Annotated in this window: 21 protein-coding genes; all 21 read left to right on the forward strand. The window is 71.2% G+C overall.

What is annotated here, in order from left to right; genetic code table 11:
* Positions 1-11 precede the first annotated feature (11 nt).
* The 21 genes from VGV13_15670 (at position 12) to mutL (ending at position 21,150) form a co-directional block, all read left to right on the forward strand.
* Positions 12-593 carry an HAD family hydrolase gene (locus tag VGV13_15670; GenBank protein ID HEV8642530.1) on the forward strand — a complete coding sequence of 194 codons (582 nt, stop codon included), beginning with the start codon at positions 12-14 and terminating at the stop codon, positions 591-593.
* On the forward strand, positions 593-1,597 hold the full coding sequence (locus VGV13_15675; GenBank protein ID HEV8642531.1) for a PfkB family carbohydrate kinase: 1,005 nt from the start codon (positions 593-595) through the stop codon (positions 1,595-1,597). Before VGV13_15670 ends, VGV13_15675 begins: the two co-directional genes overlap by 1 nt.
* 84 nt (positions 1,598-1,681) lie before the next feature.
* Positions 1,682-2,170 (forward strand): adenylyltransferase/cytidyltransferase family protein, encoded by a 489-nt coding sequence (locus tag VGV13_15680; protein ID HEV8642532.1) that lies wholly within the window; start codon positions 1,682-1,684, stop codon positions 2,168-2,170.
* Positions 2,171-2,358: 188 nt separating this feature from the next.
* Positions 2,359-3,363 carry a lipopolysaccharide heptosyltransferase I gene (gene waaC, locus VGV13_15685; GenBank protein HEV8642533.1) on the forward strand — a complete coding sequence of 335 codons (1,005 nt, stop codon included), beginning with the start codon at positions 2,359-2,361 and terminating at the stop codon, positions 3,361-3,363.
* Entirely contained in the window at positions 3,360-4,115 is a 756-nt protein-coding gene (locus tag VGV13_15690; GenBank protein ID HEV8642534.1) for a glycosyltransferase family 2 protein, read from the forward strand. The genes waaC and VGV13_15690 overlap by 4 nt, the downstream gene beginning before the upstream one ends.
* Positions 4,115-5,101: a tryptophan--tRNA ligase gene (trpS, locus tag VGV13_15695; GenBank protein HEV8642535.1), complete on the forward strand. Its 987-nt coding sequence runs from the start codon at positions 4,115-4,117 to the stop codon at positions 5,099-5,101. Before VGV13_15690 ends, trpS begins: the two co-directional genes overlap by 1 nt.
* Complete coding sequence (locus tag VGV13_15700; GenBank protein ID HEV8642536.1) at positions 5,098-5,907, forward strand: segregation/condensation protein A; 810 nt, start codon at positions 5,098-5,100, stop codon at positions 5,905-5,907. Before trpS ends, VGV13_15700 begins: the two co-directional genes overlap by 4 nt.
* On the forward strand, positions 5,891-6,499 hold the full coding sequence (gene scpB, locus VGV13_15705) for an SMC-Scp complex subunit ScpB (GenBank protein HEV8642537.1): 609 nt from the start codon (positions 5,891-5,893) through the stop codon (positions 6,497-6,499). The genes VGV13_15700 and scpB overlap by 17 nt, the downstream gene beginning before the upstream one ends.
* A complete protein-coding gene (locus VGV13_15710; protein HEV8642538.1) occupies positions 6,435-7,172 on the forward strand; it encodes a pseudouridine synthase in 738 nt (245 codons plus the stop codon). Before scpB ends, VGV13_15710 begins: the two co-directional genes overlap by 65 nt.
* 187 nt (positions 7,173-7,359) lie before the next feature.
* Complete coding sequence (gene pheA, locus VGV13_15715; GenBank protein HEV8642539.1) at positions 7,360-8,421, forward strand: prephenate dehydratase; 1,062 nt, start codon at positions 7,360-7,362, stop codon at positions 8,419-8,421.
* Positions 8,422-8,434: 13 nt separating this feature from the next.
* The gene (hisC, locus tag VGV13_15720; protein HEV8642540.1) at positions 8,435-9,541 is read left to right on the forward strand and encodes a histidinol-phosphate transaminase; all 1,107 of its coding nucleotides are present in this window, start codon (positions 8,435-8,437) and stop codon (positions 9,539-9,541) included.
* 2 nt (positions 9,542-9,543) lie between these two features.
* Positions 9,544-10,395: a prephenate dehydrogenase/arogenate dehydrogenase family protein gene (locus tag VGV13_15725; protein HEV8642541.1), complete on the forward strand. Its 852-nt coding sequence runs from the start codon at positions 9,544-9,546 to the stop codon at positions 10,393-10,395.
* Positions 10,392-11,705 carry a 3-phosphoshikimate 1-carboxyvinyltransferase gene (aroA, locus tag VGV13_15730; protein HEV8642542.1) on the forward strand — a complete coding sequence of 438 codons (1,314 nt, stop codon included), beginning with the start codon at positions 10,392-10,394 and terminating at the stop codon, positions 11,703-11,705. The genes VGV13_15725 and aroA overlap by 4 nt, the downstream gene beginning before the upstream one ends.
* Before the next feature lie 136 nt (positions 11,706-11,841).
* Positions 11,842-12,501: a (d)CMP kinase gene (gene cmk / locus VGV13_15735; protein ID HEV8642543.1), complete on the forward strand. Its 660-nt coding sequence runs from the start codon at positions 11,842-11,844 to the stop codon at positions 12,499-12,501.
* Complete coding sequence (locus tag VGV13_15740) at positions 12,483-13,136, forward strand: lysophospholipid acyltransferase family protein (GenBank protein ID HEV8642544.1); 654 nt, start codon at positions 12,483-12,485, stop codon at positions 13,134-13,136. Before cmk ends, VGV13_15740 begins: the two co-directional genes overlap by 19 nt.
* A gap of 15 nt (positions 13,137-13,151) precedes the next feature.
* Positions 13,152-14,876 carry a 30S ribosomal protein S1 gene (locus VGV13_15745; protein ID HEV8642545.1) on the forward strand — a complete coding sequence of 575 codons (1,725 nt, stop codon included), beginning with the start codon at positions 13,152-13,154 and terminating at the stop codon, positions 14,874-14,876.
* A gap of 8 nt (positions 14,877-14,884) precedes the next feature.
* Positions 14,885-15,769, forward strand: coding sequence for a signal peptide peptidase SppA (sppA, locus tag VGV13_15750; protein HEV8642546.1), 885 nt, complete (start codon positions 14,885-14,887; stop codon positions 15,767-15,769).
* A gap of 206 nt (positions 15,770-15,975) precedes the next feature.
* The gene (locus tag VGV13_15755; protein ID HEV8642547.1) at positions 15,976-16,251 is read left to right on the forward strand and encodes an integration host factor subunit beta; all 276 of its coding nucleotides are present in this window, start codon (positions 15,976-15,978) and stop codon (positions 16,249-16,251) included.
* A gap of 16 nt (positions 16,252-16,267) precedes the next feature.
* Entirely contained in the window at positions 16,268-16,750 is a 483-nt protein-coding gene (locus VGV13_15760) for an HIT domain-containing protein (GenBank protein ID HEV8642548.1), read from the forward strand.
* Positions 16,743-19,394 (forward strand): DNA mismatch repair protein MutS, encoded by a 2,652-nt coding sequence (gene mutS, locus VGV13_15765; protein ID HEV8642549.1) that lies wholly within the window; start codon positions 16,743-16,745, stop codon positions 19,392-19,394. The genes VGV13_15760 and mutS overlap by 8 nt, the downstream gene beginning before the upstream one ends.
* A 70-nt stretch (positions 19,395-19,464) precedes the next feature.
* The gene (gene mutL / locus VGV13_15770; protein HEV8642550.1) at positions 19,465-21,150 is read left to right on the forward strand and encodes a DNA mismatch repair endonuclease MutL; all 1,686 of its coding nucleotides are present in this window, start codon (positions 19,465-19,467) and stop codon (positions 21,148-21,150) included.
* Positions 21,151-21,156: the final 6 nt, after the last annotated feature.

The raw sequence follows: 21,156 nt of genomic DNA on the forward strand, positions 1-21,156 counted from the left end.
GACTGCAAAAAGTGGCGTCCCGGCTCGGGGTGTTCATCGACCGCGACGGAACTCTCACTGAGGAAGTGGGATACGTCAACCATCCCAACCGACTCCAGCTTCTTCCGCGCGCGGCCCAGGCCGTCAGAGCGCTGAACGCCGCCGGCGTGGCCGCGGTCGTGGTCACCAACCAGGCGGGCGTGGCGCGCGGGTACTTCTCCGAGGAGGTGCTGCACGCGGTCAACGCCGAGCTGGTCGCTCAGCTCAAGCAGGCGGGCGCCCACCTGGACGGGATCTATGTCTGTCCGCACCATCCGACCGATGGCCAGCCGCCGTACCGGGCCGACTGCGACTGCCGCAAGCCCAAGCCCGGGCTGCTGCTGCGCGCAGCGTCGGAGCTGGGGCTGGACCTGCGCGCCTCCGCGGTCGTCGGCGACAAGCCGTCCGACCTCGTCGCCGCCGGCGCCGTCGGCGCCCGGAGCGTCCTCGTCTTGACGGGCTACGGCCGAGGCGAGTGGGAGTACCGCCGGGCGAGCTTCCCGGCCATGCCCGATCACGTCGCGAGCGATCTGCTCGACGCCGTCGAGTGGATCCTCGGTGAGCGCGCCCGGTGATGGCCGAAGCCAGGCGGCTCCGCGCCGTCATCGAGCGCTTCGCCAGTCGCGTGCTCATCGTCGTCGGCGACCTGATCACCGACGAGTACCTCATCGGCAAGCCCGGGCGGATCTCGCGCGAGGCGCCCGTCATCATCTTGAAATTCACCGACCGCGACGTGAGGCTGGGCGGCGCCGCCAACGCCGCCAACAACATCCACGCGCTCGGCGCCCGGGTCGTGCCGATCGGCGTGGTGGGGCGCGATCGCGCGGGAGAAGAGCTGCTGACCCTCTTCCGCACCGCCGGCGTCCCGACGGACGGTATCGTGACCGAGGCGGGACGGACGACGCCCGTGAAGACGCGCATCATGGCCGGCGGCTACCAGGCGACGCGCCAGCAGGTGGTGCGGATCGATCGCGAGCCCTCCGGCGAGCTCGCCCCCATGGCCGAAGACGCGCTGCTGGCGTGCCTGACCGCGCTGGGCGCGGGCGCCGACGCCATCGTGGTCTCCGACTACGGATACGGGACGGTCACGCCCCGCGTCTTCGAGCGCATCCGGGCCATCGCCCGCAAGCGCGGCGCGATCGTGAGCGTCGACAGCCGCTACGAGCTGCCGCGCTTCACCGGCGTGACCGCGGCGACGCCGAACGAGGCCGAGCTGGCGGAGCTGACGGGCAGTCCCGTCGACGACGAGCGGGCGGTGGAGAAGGCGGGGCGACAGCTGCTCGAGCGCCTCGACGCCGGCATGCTGCTCGTCACGCGTGGCAGCCAGGGCGTTGCGCTCCTGGAGCGCGAGGGAGGCGCCAGCTTCATTCCGATCTTCGGGACGGACGAGATCGCCGACGTCACCGGCGCGGGCGACACCGTCATCAGCTCGTTCACGCTGGCGCTGGCCAGCGGCGCCAGCCCCCTGGAGGCGGCGACGCTGGCGAACATGGCCGGGGGGATCGTGGTGATGAAGCGCGGGACCGCGACCGTCGCCCACACCGAGCTGGCCCAGGCGCTCAGCGACGGCAGCCCGTGAGGACGGGAGCCGGGCGCCCGTCGAGGGGTCGTGCGCGCTGAGACGCGGTCAAGGGGCCGAGCGCGGGCGCCGCGCCGCCGACCGATGAGGAGTCGCGCGGCCGGGCCCCTGACCGTGGAGGAGGCCGCCGCGCTGGCGGAGCGGCTCCGCGCCGAGGGCAAGCGAATCGTCCTGGCCAACGGGTGCTTCGACCTCCTGCACGTCGGCCACGTCCGGTATCTAAAAGACGCCCGCGCGCTCGGCGACGTCCTCTTCGTCGGCCTCAACGCCGACGCCGCCGTCACCCGTCTCAAGGGCCCCGGGCGTCCGCTGATGCCCGCGCCCGAGCGCGCCGAGCTGCTCGGAGCGCTGCGGGCCGTCGACCACGTGGTCGTCTTCGACGACGACACGGCCGACCGCCTGGTGGCGCGCCTCCGCCCGCACGTGCACGCCAAGGGCACGGACTACACGGTCGAGTCGGTGCCGGAGCGGGGGAGCGTTCGGGCCATCGGTGGCGAGATCGCCATCGCCGGCGATCCCAAGAGCCATTCGACGCGCGACCTGATCGCCCTGATCCGCGAGCGCTTCGGATGAAGGCAGTGCGAGCCGCAGGGCGGCCAGGAGTTGGGGCCCCTGCGTGCGAGGCGAGCCTATGAATAAGGTCGTGCGAGCCGCAGCACGTCGCGGGGCGGGGGTCCCTGCGTGCGAGGCGAGCCTATGAATAGGGTCGTGCGAGCCGCAGCACGTCGCGGGGCGGAGGCCCGGCCGTGCGAGGTGAGCCGATGAACTTCGCGCTCGTCAAGCTCTCGTCGCTGGGGGACGTGGTCCACGCCCTGCCGGTAGCCGCGACGCTGCGGGCGCGGCTGCCCGGCGCGCGGCTCAGCTGGATCGTCGAGCAGCGGGAGGCGGCCCTGCTGGCCGGCCATCCCGGGCTCGACGAGGTGCTGACGGTGGACACCCGCCTCTGGCGGCGGGCGCGGAGCGCGAGCGGCATCGCCGGCGCGGCCGTGGCGCTGGGCATGCTCCGGAGGCGGCTCACGGCGGGACACTTCGACGTCGCGTTCGATCTGCAGGGACTGCTCAAGAGCGGGCTGCTGGTCAGGCTGACGCGCGCTCCGGTTCGCATCGGCTTCAACGCCGGCCTCTGTCGGGAGCCGTTGAGCGCGCTCTTCACCAACCGTCGCGTGACGCCTCCGCCCGAGGCGACGCACGTCGTGGATCAGTACCTGGCCCTGCTCGAGCCACTGGGTATCCGCCAGCGTGTCGTCGCGTTCAACCTGCCGTCCGATCCGGGCGCCGAGACGAGGATCGACGACTTCTTCACGGCGGCCGGGCTCAAGCCGCGCAATCGGGTGGTGGTGCTCAACCCGGGCGCCGGGCGGCGGAACAAGCGCTGGCCGGCCGATCGGTTCCGGACGCTGGCGACGTGGCTCGCCGACGAGGCGGCCGCGCACGTGCTCGTCGTGTGGGGACCCGGCGAGGAGGCGGCGGCGCGGGCGATCGTCGGCGAGCCCGCCGCCGGCCGGCGGGTGCTGGCGCCGGCCACCACCCTCTACGAGTTGATCGCGGTCCTCCGGCGCGCCAGCCTGCTGGTGGCCGGCGACACCGGCCCGCTCCACCTGGCGGCGGCGCTGGGCACGCCGTGCATCGGGATCTACGGGCCCACGCGCGCCGAGCGCAACGGTCCCTATGGCTCGGGCCACCGTGCGCTCCAGGGCCAGGGCGGCCGGGTCGACGCGGTGGGCGTCGACGCGGTGGTCGCCGCGGCGACGGAGCTGCTGAGATGACGGCGCCGCCGCGCCTGAGCGTCGTGGTCGTTACCTACAACGAGGAGGAGCGGCTGCGCGACTGCCTGGAGAGCGTGGCCTGGGCGGACGAGATCGTCGTCGTCGACGCCGAATCGCAGGACAAGACGGTCCAGATCGCCCGCGAGTTCACCGATCACGTGATCGTCCGTCCGTGGCCGGGCTTCGCCCGCCAGAAGAACTTCGCGCTGGAGCGGGCCGGTGGCGACTGGGTCCTGTCGCTCGACGCCGACGAGGAGGTGTCGCCGGAGCTGAGGCACGAGATCCGCGCCCGTCTGGCCGGCAGCGCCGCCTACGAGGCGTACGCCCTGCCGCGGAAGAACATCTTCTGGGGACGGTGGGTGCGCCGCGGCGGCCTCTATCCCGACTGGCAAGTCCGGCTCTTCCAGCGTGGCCGGGCCCGCTTCGCCGAGCGGGATGTTCACGAGTCCCTGCGGGTCGACGGGCGCATCGGGCGGCTCCGGGGCGCACTGCTCCACCGCAGCTACCGCGACGTGGCGGACTTCCTCGCCCGGGCCGACCGGTACTCGACGCTGGCCGCCGGCGAATGGGTGAAGAGCGGCCGGCGCGCCCGCGCCCGCGATCTCGTGCTGCGGCCACTGGGGCGCTTCGTCGGCATGTACGTCCTGCGCCGGGGCTTCCTCGACGGCTGGAGGGGGCTTCTGCTGGCGGGGCTCTACGCGTACTATGTGTTCGTGCGATCGGCCAAGATCCTGGAGCAGGCGAGGCGCTGATGGCCAAGGATCGCGTCCTGTCGGGGATGCGTCCGACGGGCAAGCTCCATCTGGGAAACTATCTCGGCGCCCTCGACAACTGGGTGCGGTTGCAGGAGTCGCACGACTGTTTCTTCTTCATCGCCAACTGGCACGCGCTGACGACCGACGCCGAGAACTTCCGGGAGGTGCCGGGCAACACGATCGAGATGGTCGCCGACTGGCTCGGCGCCGGGCTCGAGCCGCAGCGGTGCACGATGTTCATCCAGTCGCTGGTCCCCGAGCACGCCGAGCTGCACCTACTCTTCTCGATGATCACGCCGGTCGGTTGGCTCGAGCGGGTGCCGACCTACAAGGAGATGATGGAGCAGCTCGGCATCGAGTCGCCCTCCTACGGCCTGCTCGGCTACCCGCTGCTCCAGGCGGCGGACATCCTCATCTACAAGCCCCAGTGGGTGCCGGTGGGGATCGACCAGGTGCCCCACATCGAGCTGACGCGCGAGGTCGCGCGCCGGTTCAACCACACCTTCGGGGAAATCTTTCCCGAACCCCAGGCCAAGTTGACGGAGATCCCGAAGGTGCCGGGGACGGATGGTCGCAAGATGTCCAAGTCGTATGGCAACGCGATCTATCTCTCGGACTCCGCCGAGACCATCCGGCAGAAGGTGCGGCCGATGGTGACCGACCCCGCCCGCAAGCGGCGGTCGGATCCCGGCAACCCCGAGATCTGTCCCGTGTTCGACCTGCACAAGATCTTCACGCCCGCCGACGATCGCGAGTACTGCGCCACGGGATGCCGCACCGCCGGGATCGGCTGCCTGGACTGCAAGGACGTGCTCCTCAAGCATCTCGAGCCGGCGCTGGCCCCGATCCGCGAGCGGCGACAGGGCTTCGCCGAGAAGCCCGACATGATCGCCGACATCCTGCGCGAGGGCTCGGCCCGGGCCCGCCGGGTGGCCCAGTCCACCATGGAGGAGGTCCGGCGGGCGGTGACGCTCACTCCATGACGGCGACCGCGGCCCCCACGACGCCACCGCCCCTGACGCTGCGGGTGGGGCAGTTCGAGGGACCGTTCGACCTCCTGCTGCATCTCTGCCGGACGAACGAGATCGACCTCGCTGCGCTGCCGATCCGCACGATCACCGATCAGTATCTGGCCCACCTGGAGGCGATGGAATTTCAGGATCTGGAGACGGCCGGCGCCTACCTGGTCATGGCCGCGACGCTGATCTATCTCAAGTCCAAGCTGCTGGTGCCGCCGGACGAGGACGAGGAGCAGTTCGACGAGGACGCCGAAGCGCTCCGTCGGGAGCTGGAGGAGCGCCTCCGGGAGTACGCGCGGGTGAAGGCGCTCGGCGCCTGGCTCGCCGACCGGGAGGCCGAGCAGGCGCTCGTCTGGGGACGCCCGCTGAGCGATCTGCCGCCGCCCGACGACGTGCCGCTGGAGGACCTGAGCCTGCACCTGCTCGAACGCGCGCTCCGGCGCCTCATCGACGAGCAGGCGCGGCGGAAGCCCCGGGAAGTCGAGCCGGAGCCGATGTCGCTCGTGGAGCGGATGGCCGAGATCCTGGCCGTGCTGCGCGACACCTGGTCGCTGCTGTTCTCATCGCTGACCGGCACCGAGCGCGTCCGGTCCGAGGTGGTGGTGACGTTGTTGGCGGTTCTGGAACTGGTGAGGCTCGGCAACATCCGCGCCCAGCAGAGCGAGCTGTTCGGGGAAATCGTCATCGAGCGGCGCGCCGAGCCGCCGGCGAGCGCGCCGAGCGTTGTCCAACCCACGACGAGCGAGGCCACCATTGCCGACTCCGACTGACGTCGTCGAGGCCCTGCTGTTCGCCTCCGATACGCCGCTGGAGGCCGAGCGCATCCGGGAGGTGCTGGACCTGCCGGACGTCGCCGCGGCGCGCGTCCTCGTCGAAGAGCTGCAGGCGCGCTATGCGGCGGCCGACAGCCCGCTGGCGATCGTCGACGTCGCCGGCGGCCACCGCATGGTGACGCGGCCCGAGATCGCACCGTGGCTGCTGCGGCTGGCCAAGGCCCGGACGCGCGCCCGCCTCTCGCGCCCCGCCCTGGAGACGCTGGCCATCGTCGCCTATCGCCAACCGGTGTCGCGCCCGGAGGTAGACGCGATCCGTGGCGTGAACTCGGAGGGGGTGCTGGAGAACCTCTTGGAGCGGCGGCTCATCCGCGTGGCCGGACGCAAGGACGCGCCCGGCCGGCCCTTCCTCTACGAGACGACGCGCGAGTTTCTCGTCGCCTTCGGTCTGCGCGATCTGGGCGACCTGCCCAAGGTCGAGAGCGAGCTGATCGTTCCCGAGGTCCCGGCAACCGCCGCCATCGATGGCGAAGCTGCGACTGAACAAGATCCTGGCCCAAGCGGGGCTGGCGTCCCGGCGAGCGGCTGATCGGCTGGTCTTCGACGGTCGCGTCGCCGTCAACGGCGTGGTGACGCGCGAGCCGGGAACGGTCGCCGATCCTCTCGTCGACACCATCACCGTCGATGGACGCGCGATCCCGGCCGCCGAGGCGAAGCACTACATCCTCCTCAACAAGCCGCGCGGCTACCTCACGTCGCGCGGCGACCCGCGGGGACGCCGGGTCGTCACCGACCTGGTACCGCCGGTGGCGCGCCTCTATCCGGTGGGACGCCTCGACGCCGACGTCGAGGGCGCGCTGCTCCTGACCAACGACGGCGCCCTGACGCACCGCCTCCTGCATCCGCGGTACGGCCTGCCGCGCGTCTACGAAGCAGAGGTCGCGGGCGCGGTCGCCCGGGCCGATCTCGCGCGCTGGCGGCGGGGCGTGATGCTCGACGACGGTCCCGCGGTGCCGCTGACGGTGGAGCCCCTCGGCGCCTTGCCCTCGGGGAGCCATCTTCGCCTGACGTTCACCGAGGGGCGCAAGCACGAGGTGAAGCGCTACTGCGCGGCGCTCGGCCATCCGGTGGTGCGCCTGCGGCGGACCGCCTTCGGTCCGGTGAAGCTCGGCAACTTGCCGGTGGGCGCCGCGCGTCCCCTCACGACCGGGGAGATCGCCGCGCTTCGGCGGGCGGCGGCGGCGCCGGTGGCGCGACGTTGACCTCCGGCTGTGCCGGCGGCAACGCCGCCGCCCTGCGGCGTCGCAGGCTCACTCAGGCTCGCCTCGGGCGGGCGTGCCGGCGGCAACGCCGCCGCCCTGCGGCGTCGCACTGCCTGCCAGTCGCTTGCGCCGGGTTGAAGCGTTGGCCTATAATGCGCGGTATTCAGCAGAGCGGGCAGGAGTCCCTATGAACCTGGACGATTGGCGTTCCAGGATCAACGAGCTCGACAACCAAATCCTTCACCTCCTCAACCAGCGCGCCGAGGCCGCTCTCAACATCGGAGACCTCAAACGACGGCAGGATTCGCCGTCGTATGCCGCCGAGCGGGAAGCCGAGATCGTCGCCCGCCTGACCGCGCTCAACCCGGGCCCGCTCTCGGCCGAAGCCGTGCGCGCGATCTGGAGCGAGATCCTGTCCGGCTGCCGCGCGCTGGAGGGGCCGCTGACAGTGGGCTACCTCGGCCCCCGCGCGACCTTCAGCCACCAGGCCGCGCTCCAGCACTTCGGCTCCTCCGCCGCGTACGCGGGGTTACGGTCGATCGCCGACGTCTTCGACGATATGGAGCACGGACGCGTGGAGTACGGCATCGTGCCGGTCGAGAACAGCGCCGAAGGCGCCGTGAACGTCACGCTGGACCGGCTGATCGACTCGGACGCGCTCGTCTGCGGTGAGCGGTACCTCACGATCACCCAAAACCTGCTCTCGCTGGCCCGCGACCTTGGGGAGATCAAGGTCGTCGTCTCGCATCCCCAGGCGCTGGCGCAGTGCCGCGGCTGGCTGGCCCAGCACCTGCCGGACGTGCCGACGCAGGAGGTGACGTCGACGGCGGCGGCGGCGGAGCTCGCCGCCGGCGACGTCACGGTGGCGGCGATCGCCTCCGACCTGGCGGCGGAGCTGTACGGCGTGCCCGTGCTGAGACCGCGGATCGAGGACAACCCCTACAACTCGACGCGCTTCCTCGTCATCGGGCGACGCGCCACCGGGCCCAGCGAGCGGGACAAGACCTCGATCCTGTTCGCGATGCGCAATGAACCCGGCGCGCTCTACCGTATCCTCGAGCCGTTCGCGCGGCGCGGGCTGAACCTGACCAAGATCGAATCGCGGCCGGCGAAGCGCAGGCCGTGGGAGTACGTGATGTTCGTGGACTTCGAGGGCCATCGCGACACGCCCACGGTCGCCTCGGCGCTGGGCGAGATCGGCGAGCGCACCCTCTTTTTGAAAGTCCTAGGCTCGTACCCCGCGGGATAAGGAGCGAGCGAGCATGACACAGTGGGAGTCACTGGCGAACGAGCATATCCTGGGGATCGCGCCCTACGAGCCGGGGAAGCCGATCGAGGAGCTGGAGCGCGAGCTCGGGATCGCGAACGCCATCAAGCTGGCCTCCAACGAAAACCCGCTGGCCCCCTCCGATCGGGTGCAGAAGGCCGTTGCGGCCGCGCTCAACGTCCTCAACCGCTACCCGGACGGCAGCGGCTTCTATCTGCGGCAGGCCCTGGCCAAGAAGCACGGCGTAACGCCCGAGCACGTGATCCTGGGCAACGGCTCCAACGAGCTGATCGAGCTGCTGGTGCGCACCTTCCTCAAACCCGGGGACGAGGCCATCGTGCCGCATCCCTCCTTCGTGGTGTACCCGATGGTCGTGCAGGCGGCCGGCGGCATCCGCGTGATGGTGATGCTGAAGGATTACCGGCTCGATCTGGAGGCCATGGCCCGGGCCATCACGCCGCTCACGAAGGTCATCTTCATCGCCAATCCCAACAACCCCACCGCGACGATCGTGACGGCGGAGGAGGTCGAGCACTTCATGGCGCGGGCGCCCGAGCGCACCATCGTCGTCTTCGACGAGGCGTACCTCGAGTTCGCCCAGGGACCCGATTTCCCGGACGCGCTCGCGTACGTCAAGCAGGGCCGCAAGGTCATCGTGCTGAGAACCTTCTCCAAGGCCAACAGCCTGGCCGGGCTGCGCGTGGGCTACGGCGTCGCCGATGCCGACGCGACGGCGCTCATGAACCGCATCCGCCAGCCCTTCAACGTCAACTCCCTGGCCCAGGCGGCGGCCCTGGCGGCGCTGGAGGACGACGCGCACGTGCTGGAGTGCGTGCGGATGATCGAGGCCGGGCGCCACTTCCTCTACGAGGAGTTCAAGGCGTTGGGGCTCAAGTACGTTCCCTCCCGCGCGAACTTCATCCTCGTCGACGTGGGTCGGAGCGCCGCCGAGATCTACCAGAAGCTCCTGCACGGGGGCATCATCGTGCGTCCCATGACGCCCTTCGGCATGGAGAGCACGCTCCGCATCACGGTCGGCACCCCCGAGGAGAACCGGCGGCTGATCAAGGGGCTGCGGGCCGCGCTGGGGAAGAAGGCCTGAGGGTGATTCAGCGGCTCGCCGTCGTCGGCGTGGGGCTCCTGGGCGGCTCGGTCGCCAAGGCGGCCCGCGCGCAGGGCCTGGCCCGGGAGATCGTCGGCATCGGACGCGACGGGCGCCGGCTCGAGCCGGCTCTCCGCGACGGCGTCCTTGACCGCGCGACCACCGACCTCACGGCGGGCGTCGTCGGCGCCGACTTCGTCGTCCTGGCGGCCCCGGTGGCGTCCATCGAGCGCCTGCTGGGGGAGGTGTGGCGCGCGGCCCTGGCCGATGCCCTCCTCACCGACGTCGGCTCCACGAAGGGCGGGATCGTGCGGGCCGCGCAGCGGCTCGCCGCCGGGCGTCCGCTGCACTTCGTCGGCAGCCACCCGATGGCCGGCTCGGAACTGAGCGGCTACGGAATGGCCCGGGCCGATCTCTTCCGCGGCGCTACGGTCATCGTCACGCCGAGCGAGAGCAGCGCGCCGGCGGCGGTGAAGGGGGTCACGGCCTTCTGGGAAGGGCTCGGCGCGGGACGGGTTCTGACGCTCGATCCCGACGCCCACGACCGCGCGGTGGCCGCGATCAGCCACCTGCCGCACCTCGTCGCCTGCGCCCTCGTCGACGGCGTCGCGCGCTTCGATCCGGCGGCGTTCGAGGTGGCCGCGCGAAGCTTCCGCGACACCACCCGCATCGCCGCCTCCGACCCCGAGGTGTGGGAGGAAATCTTCCTCGCCAATCGCGACGCGCTCGGCACCACCATCCGGGAGTTCCTCCGCGCGCTCGCCGAGCTGTCGAAGCTGATCGACGCCGGCGACGCCGCCGGGCTCCGGGAGGCCCTGGCGCGGATCAAGGCTCAGCGCGAGGCGCTGCCGTGAGGCTCCGGATCCATCCGGTGAGCCGGCTGCGCGGCCAGGTCGAGGTGCCGGGGGACAAGTCGATTTCGCATCGGGCGGCGCTGTTGGGCGCGCTGGCCGAGGGCGTGACGGAGATCCGCGGCTATCTCGAGGCCGAAGATTGTCTGCGGACGATCGCAGCCGTCGAGGCGCTGGGCGTGGATGTCACCCGCAAGGGGCCCGGCGAGTACCGCATCGCGGGCACCGGGCTGCGGGGGCTCGGCGAGCCGTCGAACGTCATCGACTGCGGCAATTCCGGCACCACGGCGCGGCTGCTCCTGGGCGCGTTGGCGGGCCAGCCGTTCTGGACGTTCCTCACCGGCGACGAATCGCTCAGGCGGCGCCCCATGGGGCGTGTCGCCGAGCCCCTCCGGCGCATGGGAGCCACGATCGTCGGGCGCGCGGAAGGCGGTCGCCTCCCGTTGGCCATTCGGGGCGTGGACAGACCGACGGCCCTCGCCTACGAGCTGCCGATCGCGTCGGCCCAGGTGAAGTCCGCGATCCTGCTGGCCGGCCTCTACGCCGACGGGTCGGTGGCGGTGACCGAGCCAGCGCAGTCGCGCGATCACTCGGAGCGAATGCTGCGACAGTTCGGGGCGCGGCTCGAGACGCGGGGCCTCTCGACGACGATGAGCCCCGGCGCCCTGATGGGAACGACGGTGATCGTGCCCGGCGACATTTCATCGGCTGCATTCCTCCTGGTGGCCGGGCTGATCGTCGCCGATGCGCGGGTCACCGTCGCCGGCGTAGGGCTGAACCCCACGCGGGCGGGCCTGCTGGAGGCGCTCGGCGCCATGGGCGCGCACCTGGAGATCGCGCCGACGGAGCGCGGAGGCGTGGGGGAGCCCAGCGGCGCGATCACCGCCGCCGGCCGCGAACTCGCGGGGACGACGGTCGCCGGAGCCCTGGTGCCCAGGCTCATCGACGAGATTCCGGCGCTGGCGGTGGCGGCGCTCGTCGCGCGGGGCCGGACCGAGATCCGCGACGCCGCCGAGCTGCGCGTGAAGGAGTCCGACCGCGTCGCCGCGCTGGCGCGGGAGCTGGGGGCCATGGGGGCGCGGATCGCCGAGCGGCCGGACGGGCTCCTCATCGAGGGCGGCGCTCGCCTGCGCGGGGCCCGCGTCGCCAGCGGCGGCGATCACCGTATCGCGATGGCCCTGGCCGTGGCCGGCCTTGTCGCTGACGGCGAGACGGTGATCGAGGACACCGCCTGCATCGCCACCTCGTTCCCCCAATTCGCCGACCTGCTCAACGGGCTGGCCGGCGAGCCGGCCGTCACCATGGAGCCATGAGGGCTCGGGCATCGACCGACCGTTTGGGCAGGTTCCGAGCGCCGGCTCCGCCGGCGCAACCGTTCCCGGGGGAGGTTTCGGAGGGGGCCGCCGAGGCCCCCTCCGACAGGTGATGAGGGCCGGGGAGCGCGAACCGGTGATCACGATCGACGGGCCGGCGGGCGCGGGGAAGACGACAGCCGCCCGCGCCCTGGCCCGGCGATTGGGATACCGGCTCGTCGATACCGGTGCGATGTACCGGGCCCTGGCCTGGAGCGTGCTCCGGGAGGGGGACCTTGCTGCCGAGGACACCCCCAAGCTCCGTCGGCACCTGGAGTCGGTCGAGATCGAAATCCGGGATGGGCGAGTCCACGTGAACGGCCGCGACGTGACGGAGGAGATCCGCACCCGGGCCATCGACCGAATGACCTCGGACCTCACGACGCTCGAGCCGGTCCGCGCCAAGATCACTCCAATCCAGCGTCGTCTGGCTGCGGCGGGGGACGTCATCCTCGAGGGACGTGACACGGGGACGGTTGTCTGCCCTGACGCGGACGTGAAGTTCTATCTCGACGCCGACCTGGAGGAGAGGGCCCGTCGACGCCAGGCCGAGTTCCGTGCCCGGGGTGTCACTGTCGACCTGGCGGTGGCCCGTGCCGAAATCGGTGCCCGCGACATCCAGGACCAAACCCGAAGGATCGCGCCACTCCGCAAGGCCGAAGGCGCGAAGGAAATCGACACGACCAACCGGACCATCGACGATGTTGTCGATGAGATGGTCAGGTTCATCGAGCAGCGATGCTGTACCCGGTCGTGAGAGCGCTCGCGGTCGCGCTGATGCGGGTCTTCTGGAGGCTGGAGGTTCGTGGCCGGGAGCACGTGCCCGGGAGCGGGCCCGTCCTGCTGGTCGCCAACCACTCCAGCGTCCTGGACCCGCCGCTGGTCGCGGGCCTGGCGCCGCGCCGGGTGTCGTTCATGGCCAAGGCCGAGCTGTTCGACGTCCCGCTGTTGGGAGGGCTCATTCGCAGGCTGGGGGCGTGGCCGGTGCGCCGGGAGGGGAGCGATCCGGGAGCCCTGCGGACGGCGCTGCGCGTGCTCCAGGAAGGCGGTGCGCTCCTCGTGTTCCCGGAGGGCACGCGGGGCGAGGAGGGCGTGCTGCGTCCCCCGAAGCTCGGCGCCGGCATGCTCGCCACCTTGAGCGGCGCGCCGGTGGTGCCCGTCTACGTGCGGGGCAGCGGGCGCGCGTGGTCGCGCGGGCGGCTGCCGCACCCGGGCAGGATCACCGTGGCGTTCGGGCCGACGTTGCAGTTCGGCGCCGGCAACGGTGCCGGCAGAAAAGACTCCTACGAGGCCGCCAGTCGGGAGATGATGGCGGCGATCGCGCGCCTCAAGGATCAAGCAGCCGGCGAGGCGGGTGTGAGAGCACCCTCGACCTCGCCCCATCATATCTAGGGAGGAACGAGCAGGATGGAGAAGGGTGAACCACGCAAAAGCCTCGGCGGCCAGCGAAAGGAGGCGACCCCAGACGCGGCCGAGGACCGGATGGAAGATTGGTACGGCGCCACCGGGATCACCGAGTTCGAGGAGGGCGAGGTGGTCCGTGGCCGGGTCGTGCACGTCGGCACCAGCGAAGTGCTGGTCGACGTCGGCTACAAGAGCGAGGGGGCCATCCCCATCGAGGAGTTCCACCGCGCGGGGGGGACGCTGCCCAAGGTCGGCGACGAGCTGGACGTCTACCTCGAGGCGAAGGAGGACGCCGAAGGGCTGATCGTCCTCTCCAAGGAGAAGGCCGACAAGATCAAGGTCTGGGACGCCATCTCCCACGCCTACGACAAGGGCAGCCCGGTCGACGGGCGCGTCGTCGAGGTCGTCAAGGGCGGGCTGGCGGTGGACGTCGGGGTCAAGGCGTTCCTGCCTGGCTCCCAGGTCGATCTGCGTCCGGTGAAGAACCTCGCCTCCATGGTCGGCCAGACCATCCGGGCCAAGGTCATCAAGCTCAATCGCCGGCGCGGCAACGTCGTCCTCTCCCGGCGGGCGGTGCTGGAGGAGGAGCGCGAGGAGAAGAAGAAGCACACGCTCGAGGTGCTCCACGAGGGCATGGCGCTGACGGGCACGGTGAAGAACATCACCGACTACGGCGCCTTCATCGACCTCGGGGGCATCGACGGCCTCCTGCACGTCACCGACATGAGCTGGGGCCGCGTGGGCCATCCCTCCGAGATCTTCCAGGTGGGCGACCAGGTCGAGGTGGTGGTGCTGCACTTCGACCGCGAGACGGGCCGCGTCTCGCTCGGCTACAAGCAGAAGTCCTCGGACCCCTGGGAGAACGTGGAGAAGAGGTACGCGGTGGGCACCAAGGCGCGCGGGCGGGTGGTGAGCCTCACCAACTACGGCGCGTTCATCGAGCTGGAGCCGGGCGTGGAGGGGCTCGTGCACGTCTCGGAGATGTCGTGGACGCGGCGGGTGCGCCATCCGTCGAAGCTCGTCAACGTGGGCGACGATGTGGACGTGGTCGTGCTCGACGTCAACCGGGCGGCCAAGCGGATCTCGCTGGGCATGAAGCAGGTCGAGCCCGATCCCTGGCAGACGATCGAGGAGCGCTACAAGCCGGGCATGCGGGTGACGGGGCGGGTGCGCAACCTCACCGACTTCGGCGCCTTCATCGAGCTGGAGCCGGGCGTGGACGGCCTCCTGCACATCTCCGACATGTCGTGGACGCGGTCGGTCGGGCACGCCTCGGAGCTCCTCAAGAAGGGCCAGGAGATCGAGACGCAGATCCTCAACGTCGACCGCGAGAACAAGCGGATCTCGCTGGGGTTCAAGCAGATCCAGCCGGACCCCTGGAGCACGGTAGCCCAGCGCTACCCGATGGGCTCGCGGGTGACGGGCAAGGTGGTCCGGCTCACCGACTTCGGCGCCTTCGTGGAGCTGGAGCCGGGCGTGGACGGGCTGCTGCACATCTCGCAGATGGCCAACCGGCCGATCAGCCGCCCGGACGAGATCGTCAACGCCGGCGACGAGCTGACGCTGCTGGTCATCCGCGTCGATCCCAACGAGCGGCGCATCGGGCTCAGCCTCAAGGAGCTGGCCCACGCCGTGGACCTCGGTCGCGAGGGGGAGGAGCGCGGGCAGACCCGGCGCGGCAAGCGCGGCAAGCCTCGCAATGAGTACGACTATGACGACGAGGAGTAGCCGCTGACGTGGCGCGGCGGGTCACCGTCGTCAGCGTCACGGTGGCCATCTACCTCGGCGTGGTGGTCGGGTTCCTCGCCGTCGTCTCCGCCATGCTCCAGGGCCCCGAGGGCGGCGGCTTCGGCGCCCGCGTCGCCATCGTCGAGCTGGAAGGCATCATCGTCGACGTGGAGGAGCTCCTCAAGGATCTCCGGAACCACCGCGACAACCCCTTGGTCCGGGCCGTCGTCATCCGGATCAACAGCCCCGGCGGGATCGTCGGGCCCACCCAGGAGGTGCACGACGCCATTCGTCGCGTGCGCCAGGCGGGCAAGCCGGTCGTCGCCTCGCTGGGGGCCGTCGCCGCCTCGGGCGGCTACTACGTCGCCGTCGCCGCCGATCAGATCTACGCCAACCCAGGCACGCTCACGGGCTCGATCGGCGTCATCATGCAGATGGCGAACCTCGAGAACCTCATGAAGAAGATCGGCGTGGATTACGTGGTCGTCAAGGCCGGGCAGTTCAAGGACATGGGCAACATCGCGCGACCGATGACGGCCGAGGAGCGCCGGGTGCTGCAGGCGCTGCTCGACGACGTCCACGCCCAGTTCATCACCGCCGTGACCGAAGGGCGCAGGCTGGACCGGGCCCGCGTGGCGCAGTTCGCGGACGGCCGGATCTTCTCCGGCGCGCAGGCCAGGGCGCTGAGCATGGTCGACGAGCTGGGCGGACTGGAAGACGCGATCAACCGGGCGGCGAAGCTGGCCGGCCTGAATATTCCGCCTCGGGTCATTCCGGCGCGGCGTCGCCTGTCGATCCTGGACCTGATCCGTAACGAGCTGGGGCTGATGGGTGGGCGCGCCCTCGCACCCGTCCTTCCCGTCTTTAAGACGCCCCTGTATCTGATGGACTGACCGGCGTCCGCGGCGTGGAAGCTCGAGTGGCGCACGCGGCATCAGGGTGGAAAGGGCCGAAAATGCGGACTAATCCTATGATAGAGGGAACGGCACCGAACGGCCCGTGGCCTCTAACCCCTTATGCTGGTTGACATTCTCGCGTTCAGCGTGCTAGGTTCTCGTCGAGTTTCCGGACGGGTCCTCGCCGTGGGACGGAGTGGACGATGACGAAAGCGGAGCTGATCGACGAGGTCTCGAAAGTCTCGAGTCTCACCAAAAAGGAGACCGAGACGATCGTCAACACGATCTTCGAGAACATCACGGACGCCCTCGCCAAGGGGGACAAGGTCGAGCTTCGGGGCTTCGGCAGCTTCCGGATCCGCCACCGCAATTCTCGAAAGGGACGCAATCCGAAGACGGGGACGAGCGTCGACGTACCGGAAAAGCGCGTCCCGTTCTTCAAGGTCGGCAAGCGCCTGCGCGAGCTCGTGAACACGTGAGGCCGCAGCCCGCGGCGTGAAGCGCCTCTGGGCGCCGTGGCGGATGGCCTACGTCGCCAGTGCCGGTTCGGCTCCCGGTTGCATCTTCTGCAACGCGCTCGCGGCCGGCGACGACCGCAAGTCCCTGGTCCTGCTGCGCTCCGCGCACGCCTTCCTGATCCTCAATGCCTACCCGTACACGCCCGGCCACCTGATGTCGGCGGTCAACCGCCACGCCGGCACGGTCGCCGAGGCCACGCCGGAGGAGTTGGCCGACGCAATGCGCCTGGTCGCCGTCGCCACCTCGACGCTCGCCGCCGAGTACCGGGCTGACGGATTCAACATCGGCATCAACCAGGGGCGCGTAGCCGGCGCGGGAATCGAGGACCACCTGCACGTACACGTGGTCCCCCGCTGGCAGGGTGACTCGAACTTCATGCCCGTGCTGGGCGAGGTGCGAGTGCTGCCCGAGGCGCTCGAGGTGACTTACGACCGCCTGCGGAGCCGCCTGGGTGGCTGAGTCCCCCGGCGGCCCCACGCCGATGATGCGGCAGTATCGGGAGCTCAAGCGCCGCTTTCCCGACTACCTGCTCCTCTTCCGCCTCGGCGATTTCTACGAGCTGTTCCTCGAGGACGCCGAGCAAGGGGCGCGGCTGCTGCAGATCACGCTCACCGCCCGCCAGGGCGCCCCGATGGCGGGCATCCCGCACCACGCCGCCGAGGCCTACATCGCCCGGCTCGTGCAGGCCGGCCGGAAGATCGCGCTGTGCGAGCAGATGGAGGCGCCGGGGAAGGGCAAGAAGCTCCTGCGGCGCGACGTGGTCCGCCTCATCACGCCGGGAACCATCACCGACACCGCGTACCTCAAGGGCGTGGCCAACAATTTCCTGTTGGCGGTGGCGCGGCTTCGCGAGGCGACCGGAGTCGCGCTGCTGGACGTCTCGACCGGCGAGTTCTGGGTCGGCGAGGACCGACCCCGGGAGGCCGGCGTGCTGGATGCGGCGCTCCTGCGCCGTCCCGCAGAGATCCTCGTCCCCGAGTCGCTGCGGGAGATCCCCGACCTCCTCGGGCGGCTCCAGGCCACCGGCGCGACGCTGACCTTCTGGGACCCGGCGCCCTTCGTCCTCCGCCGCGCCGCCGCCGCCCTCGCCGGCCACTTCGAGGTGCCCACGCTGGACGCCTTCGGGCTCGCCGACCTGACGGTGGGGCTCTCGGCGGCGGGTGGGGCGCTCGCGTACGTGCGCGCCACTCAGGGCGACAGGCTCAACCACCTGACGAGGCTCCAGCGGCTCGCTACCGCCGACGCCATGACCGTCGATCGGACGGCGGCGGAGACGCTCGAGCTGCTCGAGTCCCGGGAGGGCGACGGCCGCACCTCGCTCCTCGGCGTCATCAACGAGACGGTCACGCCGATGGGGGGCCGGCTGCTCCGGCAGTGGCTGCTGCGGCCGCTGCTCGATCCGGCGACGATCGGCGAGCGCCAGGACGCGATCGGAGCTCTGATCGAGGCGCCGGCCACCCGCGGCCGGCTGCGGGCGCTGCTCCGGCGCGTGGGGGATCTGGAGCGGCTGACGAGCCGGGCCACGCTCGGCGTGGCCCACGCTCGCGACCTCGTCGGGCTGCGCGCGTGCCTGGAGCCGCTCGACGAGATCCGTGCGGGCGTCGCGGAGATGACGCCCTCACTGATCGCCGCCGCCCGGGAGGACCTGGTGCCCCTCGGTGAGCTGCAGGCCCTGCTCCGCGACGCGCTCGTGGACGAGCCGCCGCTGGCGCTGCACGAGGGCGGGATCATCCGCGAGGGCTGGAGCGAGGCGCTCGCCGCGATCGTCGACGACGCCCGCGGGGGGCGTCAGTGGATCGCCGGCCTCGAGGAGCGGGAACGCGCCCGCACCGGCATCCCGAGCCTCCGCGTGCGCTTCAACCGCGTCTTCGGCTACGGGATCGAGGTGACCCACGCCCAGACCTCCCGCGTGCCCGCGGACTACGTGCGCCGCCAGACCCTCACCGGCGCCGAGCGCTACATCACGCCCGAGCTGAAGGAGTACGAGGCCAGGGTGCTGGGCGCCGAGGAGCGGCGGCGGCGGCTGGAGTACGAGCTGTTCGAGGACGTGCGCCGGCGCGTCGGCGGGCGCGCGGGCGAGCTGCTCACGACGGCCCGGGCGCTGGCGCGGCTCGACGTCCTGGCGGCGCTGGCCGAGGTGGCCCATGGGCGCGGTCACGTGCGCCCGATCGTGGACCGGGGCGAGGCGCTCGTGATCGTCGACGGCCGCCATCCCGTGCTCGAGGCCCGCGCCGGCGAGCCCGTCACGCCGAACGATCTCGCGCTCGATGGCGACGCGCGCATCGTCATCCTCACCGGCCCTAACATGTCCGGGAAGTCCGTCTACCTGCGGCAGACGGGGCACATCGTCATCCTGGCCCAGATGGGCGCCTTCGTCCCCGCCCGGGAGGCCCGGATCGGCGTGGTCGATCGCGTCTTCACACGGGTCGGCGCCCAGGACAACCTCGGGCGGGGCCAGAGCACGTTTCTCGTCGAGATGGTCGAGACGGCCAACATCCTGAACAACGTCACCGCGCGCAGCCTCGTCCTCCTCGACGAGGTGGGGCGCGGCACCTCGACCTTCGACGGGCTCGCCATCGCCTGGTCGGTCGTCGAAGCCCTGCACGAGCGTGCCGGGGCCAAGGTGCTCTTCGCCACGCACTTCCACGAGCTCACCCAGCTCGCCCACCGGCTGGCGGGGGTGCGCAACTTCCACGTCGCCGTGCGCGAGTGGAACGACGAGATCATCTTCCTGCACAAGGTGCGCTCCGGCTCCACCGACCGCAGCTACGGCATCCAGGTGGCGCGCCTGGCCGGGCTGCCGGAGCCGGTGATCACGCGCGCCAAGGCGCTGCTGACCGAGCTGGAGACGGCCGGCCAGCTCTCCACCGACGCCCGCGACGCCACCCAGCTGGGGCTCTTCACGCCGCCGCCGGACCCGATCGCGCCGGAGCTGGCCCGGCTCGACCTCGCGCACCTCACGCCGATGGAGGCGCTGAACCTGCTCGCCAAGTGGCAACAGACGATCGGAGGGGGCCTCGGCGGCCCCCTCCGAAACCTCCCCCAGGATTGCGCGGGCGAAGCCCGCGCCCGAAGCGGCGAACACGAGGAGCGAGAGGGATGAGTCGGATCCGCTGGCTCTCGGACCGAGAAGGGTTGCGCCGGCCAAGCCGGCGCTCGAAAGAGGAACGGGAGTGACGAGTCGGATCCGCAGGCTGCCCGACCACCTGATCAACAAGATCGCCGCCGGCGAGGTCGTCGAGCGGCCGGCGGCCGTGGTCAAGGAGCTGGTCGAGAACGCGCTCGACGCCGAGGCCCGGACCATCGCCGTCGATCTGCGCGACGGCGGGACGGCCCTGGTCCGGGTCGCCGACGACGGCGTCGGCATGATGGCCGCGGAGCTCGCCCTCGCCCTGGAGCGCCACGCGACCTCCAAGCTCGCCAGCGAGGAGGACCTGGCGGCGATCGGCACCCTCGGCTTCCGCGGGGAGGCGCTGCCGGCGATCTGTGCCGTCTCCCGCTTCACCATCACGACCCGCGCGCGCGACGCCGCCGAGGGCACGCGCATCGCCGGCACCGGCGGGAGCATCAGCCAGCGCCTGACGCTGCCGGCGGAGGCCGGCACGACGGTGGAGGTGGCCGACCTCTTCTTCAACACCCCCGCGCGGCTGAAATTCTTGAAATCGCCCGCCACCGAAGTCGGCGCCTGCCTGAGGCTGCTGACCCAGCTCGCCATCGCCCATCCGGCGGTGCAGTTCCGCGCGACGAGCGACAACCGCGTCACGCTCACGGCGCCGGTGGCCCGGGACGTGAGGTCGCGCGTGGGCGCGCTGTGGGGTTACGAGATCGGCGAGCGCCTGCTGGGCATCGGCCGCGCCGAGCACGGGGTCGAGGTGCGGGGCGTGGCCAGCCCGCCCGACCTGACGCGGGGCGGGCGCGACGACGTGGTCATCGTCGTCAACGGGCGACCGGTGCGCGATCCCGCGCTCTTCCAGGCGGTGCTCGAAGCCTACCGGCCCTTGCTCCCGCGCGACCGCTTCCCTCTGGTCGCGCTGACCATCGCGCTGCCTTTCGCCGACGTCGACGTCAACGTCCATCCGACCAAGGCCTGGGTGCGCTTCCGCCACCCGCGGCTCGTCCACGAGATGGTGGTGGCGGCGCTGGGAGAGGCCTTACGCCAGAAGGCCGTCGTCCCCGCCGTCGAGGTGGCGCTCTCCGGGATGCGCCGGGACGATCGGATGCCCGGTGCGCTCGAGTCCCGGGAGCCGGCGCCGCTGTTCGCCGAAGCTCCCGCGGCGTACGCGGCCGCCGACTTCGGCCGGGTGCTCGGCCAGGTGCAGGACACCTTCATCGTCTCGGCGTCCGACAAGGAGGTGTTCTTCCTCGACCAGCACGCCGCCCACGAGCGCGTCGTCTTCGAGCGCCTCGAGACCGAGGTCGCCACCGGCGCCCCCGCCTCCCAGGCGCTGCTGTTTCCAGAGCCGCTCCCGCTGGCCCCCGCGGCCCGCGCCCTGCTCGAGCGCTGGCGTGAGCCGCTCGAGCGCCTGGGGTTCGCCTTCGAGGGATTCGGGGGCGACACGATCGTCCTGCGCGCCGTCCCCAGCGTGCTGGAGGCCAACGAGCCCAAGCGGCTCATCGAGGCGGCGGTGGACGAACTGGCGGGGGCCAAGGGCGGGCAGCCGGTGCTCGATCGCGCGCTGGCCTTCGTCGCCTGCCGCGCCGCCATCAAGGCCAACACGCCGCTGGAGCGCGAGGAGATGGAGCGCCTGGTGGCCGAGCTGGCGGCCACCGGGACGCCGTACTTCTGTCCCCACGGGCGTCCGACGGTGAGCCGGATCTCGCTCCAGGACGTCCGGCGGGAGGTTCGACGACTCTGGTAGAGTTGA

It is taken from the genome of Candidatus Methylomirabilota bacterium, from assembly GCA_036001065.1.
Classification (GTDB): domain Bacteria; phylum Methylomirabilota; class Methylomirabilia; order Rokubacteriales; family CSP1-6; genus MNEF01.